The organism is Corallococcus sp. 4LFB (genome assembly GCF_046520365.1).
Lineage (GTDB): Bacteria > Myxococcota > Myxococcia > Myxococcales > Myxococcaceae > Corallococcus > Corallococcus caeni.
On sequence record NZ_JBKGHJ010000666.1, the window covers coordinates 1 to 3621 of the forward strand.

3 protein-coding genes and 2 pseudogenes are annotated in these 3621 nt (G+C 73.9%); all 5 read right to left on the reverse strand.

All coding sequences use genetic code 11. The features are described from left to right. Positions 1–1575: pseudogene (locus ACLEQD_RS39155) on the reverse strand (1-deoxy-D-xylulose-5-phosphate synthase); the annotation flags it as partial. Beyond that, a pseudogene (locus ACLEQD_RS39160) lies at positions 1575–2465 on the reverse strand (polyprenyl synthetase family protein). The pseudogenes ACLEQD_RS39155 and ACLEQD_RS39160, both read right to left, overlap by 1 nt. Before the next feature lie 5 nt (positions 2466–2470). Further along, a complete protein-coding gene (locus ACLEQD_RS39165; RefSeq protein WP_128797812.1) occupies positions 2471–2860 on the reverse strand; it encodes a PleD family two-component system response regulator in 390 nt (129 codons plus the stop codon). Next, complete coding sequence (gene xseB / locus ACLEQD_RS39170) at positions 2829–3218, reverse strand: exodeoxyribonuclease VII small subunit (RefSeq protein WP_410390990.1); 390 nt, start codon at positions 3216–3218, stop codon at positions 2829–2831. The genes ACLEQD_RS39165 and xseB overlap by 32 nt, the downstream gene beginning before the upstream one ends. Positions 3219–3265: 47 nt before the next feature. Beyond that, positions 3266–3621: exodeoxyribonuclease VII large subunit (locus ACLEQD_RS39175; RefSeq protein ID WP_410390993.1), on the reverse strand; the 356-nt coding region annotated here is incomplete at its 5' end.

Below are 3621 nucleotides of genomic sequence, written 5' to 3' on the forward strand. Positions count from 1 at the left end.
CAGCGGACTCGCCACGGACGCGCGGCCTCGTCCAGGGGCCACGCCCGGCGCGCGTCCAGGACCGCTCCAGCCGGGCTCCTGCCGGGCCGCCTCCAGCGCGGACAGGCCCAGCGGCCCGAGCGTCACCAGCGTCAGCCGTGAGCCGGGAACGCGCCTGAGCCAGCGGGCACCTGAGACAGTCAGCGCGGACGGCGCCGGCTGCCCCTGCACGGACGGCCCGGATGGCTCGGGCTCCGCGTGCGCCAGCTCTGGCGGCAGGTCCGGCAGCGTGCCTCGCGGGAAGCGCAGCACGGAGGGCCCGGAGGCCTGGAGCGCGGCGGCGAGCATGGGCGCCAGGTCCTCTCCCACCATCGGGGCCCACTGCGTGAGGCCCGGCAGCGGCCGGAGGAAGGACACGTCGTAGGCGCCCTGGTGCGTGGCGCCATCCGCGCCCACGAGCCCCGCCCGGTCCACCGCGAAGATGACGGGCAGGCCCGGCAGGCACACGTCGTGGACCACCTGGTCGTACGCGCGCTGGAGGAAGGTGGAGTAGATGACGCAGACCGGCTTCGCCCCCGCCGCGGCCAGCCCCGCGCAGAAGGTCACGGCGTGCTGCTCCGCGATGCCCACGTCGTGCACGCGGTCCGGGAAGCGCGCCTTCAAGCCGGTGAGCGCGCTGCCCTCCAGCATCGCGGGCGTCACGGCCACCACGCGCGGGTCGCGCTCCAGCGCCTCCCCCAGCACCTGGGCGAAGGCCTCGCTGAACGTGGGCCGCCCGCCGCGCGAGCGCACCAGCTTGCCGTCGCGCCACTCGTACGGCCCCATCGCGTGGCCGCGCGTCTGCTCGTCGGCCTCCGCGGGAGGAAAGCCGCGCCCCTTCTTCGTCAGCGCGTGCACCACCACCGGGCGCGAGGACGCCTTGGCTTCGCGCAGCGCCCGGGTGAGCGCCCCCAGGTCATGCCCGTCCACCGGGCCCAGGTAGGTGAAGCCCAGCGCTTCGAAGAAGGCGCGGGCGTTGCGCGTGCGCAGGAGCGCGGGGATGGCGCCCACGTTCGCGCTGATGGACATCTGGTTGTCGTTGAGCACCACCACGAGCGGCAGCGGGCTGCCCCCCGCGTTGTTGAGCCCCTCGAAGCTCAGGCCGCCGGTGAGCGCGCCGTCGCCCACCACCGCCACCACGTGGCCCGGCTGGCCCAGCTGCCGCCGGCCGGCGAGCAGCCCCAGCGCCGCGGAGATGGCCGTGCACGCATGCCCCGCCGCCAGCGCGTCGTGGTGGCTCTCGCGCGGATCCAGGAACGGCGCGATGCCTCCCGCCTGCCGCAGCGTGTGCATGCGGTCGCGCCGGCCGGTGAGCAGCTTGTGCGCGTACGCCTGGTGCCCCACGTCGAAGAGGAGCGCGTCCTGCGGCGTGTGGAAGACGCGGTGGAGGGCCACCACCAGCTCCACCGCCCCCAGCGACGCGCCCAGGTGGCCGCCCACGCGGCCGCATGTGGTGATGATGGCCTCGCGCAGCGCCTCGCACAGGCCGGGCAGCGCGGCCTCGGGGAGCGCGCGCACATCCACGGGAGACGCCACGCCGGACAGCACGTCCGCCATCAGGACTTCCGCTCCACCGAGTAGCGCGCCAGCGCCGCCAGCGGTCCGTCCGCGCCCTCCAGCGGGCGCACCGCCGCCTCCGCCCGGGCCACCAGCTCCTGGGCCATGCGGCGCGACTCGTCCAGCCCACCACCGCCGGGAACGTGAAGCGCCCGGCCTCCGCGTCCGCGCCCACCGGCTTGCCCATGGCCTCCGCGCTCGACGTCACGTCCAGCACGTCGTCGGCGATCTGGAAGGCCAGGCCCACCGCTTCTCCGTACGTCACCGCGCTCGCGAGCGCCGCCGCGTCGCCCCCGGCCGCCAGGACGCCCATCCGGCACGCCGCCAGGATGAGCGCGCCCGTCTTCAGCCGGTGCAGCCGCAGGAGGTAGTCCAGCGTCGGCCCGGTCCGCCGCGATGTCCAGCGCCTGCCCGCCCACCATCCCCGCCGCGCCCGCCGCGCGCGCCAGCTCCGCGCACAGCGTGCCGCGCACCGGCTCCGGCCCGGAGGCGAGCAGCGTGAAGGCCTCCGTGAGCAGCCCGTCCCCGGCCAGCAGCGCCAGCGGCTCGCCGTAGACCTTGTGGTTCGTGGGCAGGCCCCGGCGCAGGTCGTCGTCGTCCATGGCGGGGAGGTCGTCATGCACCAGCGAGTACGTGTGCACGTACTCCAGCGCGCACGCGGCATCCCTCACGATGGCGGTGTCGGTGCTCGACCTCGTCACCGCGTCCGCGAAGGCCAGGCACAGCACCGGGCGCAGGCGCTTGCCGCCCGCGAGCAGCGAGTAGCGCATGGACTCCGCCAGCTTCGGCGGCGTGCCCGCGGGGCCCCAGCGTTCCGCGCTCTCGCGCAGGAGCGTCTCCACCCGCTCCTGCTGCGTGCGCATGAAGGGGTCCAGGTTGAAAGCGGCCATCGGCGTCAGGGCTCCTTCGCCACGTCGGCGGGGATGAGTTCGCGGATGCGATTGACGAGCGCGTCCAGCTCCAGCGGCTTCACGAAGTAGTCGGCCGCGCCGACCTCCATGCCGCGCCGCTTGTCCTCCGGGTCTCCCCGCCCGCTGATGAAGATGATGGGGATGTCCCGGAACTGCTTGTTCTGCTTCACGGCCTGGCACAGCTCGAAGCCGTTGATCCAGGACATGTTCACGTCCAGGAGGATGGCGTGCGGCCGGTGCAGCTCCAGCGACGCGACGAGCCGCAGGCCGTTGGCCGCGGACATCACCTCGAACCCCTCGGCCCCCAGGGCCTCGGCGAGCAGCTCGCGCGTGTCGCGGTCGTCATCGACAATCGTAATCTTCGGCTTCGACATGCCCGGCCTCCGCCCTTCCCCTGATGCCTAGAACGGGACATCGTCCTCCGGTGGCGGACGCGCCTGCGCGGCGACCGGGGTGCGGCCTGGGGAGCGGGCCGGGCGCCACCGCCAGCGGCGCGACGACCTCCTGGCCATCCTCGTCCACCAGCAGCTGCTCGATGCGCTGCTCGGCCTCCGTGAGCAGCTTCTCGCCCCGGCGGACCAGGCGGATGCCCTCCTCGAACGCCTTGAGCGACTCTTCCAGCGACAGGTCGCCGCTTTCCAGCCGCGCCACCGTCTCTTCCAGGCGCGACACCACGTCCCCGTACTGCTCCGGAGCGGGCTCCACCTTGGGGTTCTTGTCCGACTTCGCCACGGCCATCCACCTCCCCGAGCGGGGCGCGGAATGTAGAGGGTGGCCCGCTAGCAGTCCACCGGGCCTTTCAGGCTGGTAACGGTCGCTTCGATTTCTTCACACCCTCCCAGGGTTTTCGCCCCGTGGGCCGCCAGCTTGATGCCCAGCACGTCCCCCACCGCCACGTCCGCCATGGAACGCACCACCCCGCCGTCCCGCTGGCGGAACGTCACCGAGTAGCCGCGCGACATCACCTTCAGGGGGCTCAGGGCGTCCAGCCGGCCCCCCAACCGTCCGAAGTGCGTCTGCGCGGACGACAGCATGCCCCGCTGCAGCTCCAGGAGCCGCGACCGGGCCTGCGCCACCCTCGCCCGCTCGGTGGCGACCCGCGCCGTGGGGGACTGCCGCTCCAGGCCCAGCCGCG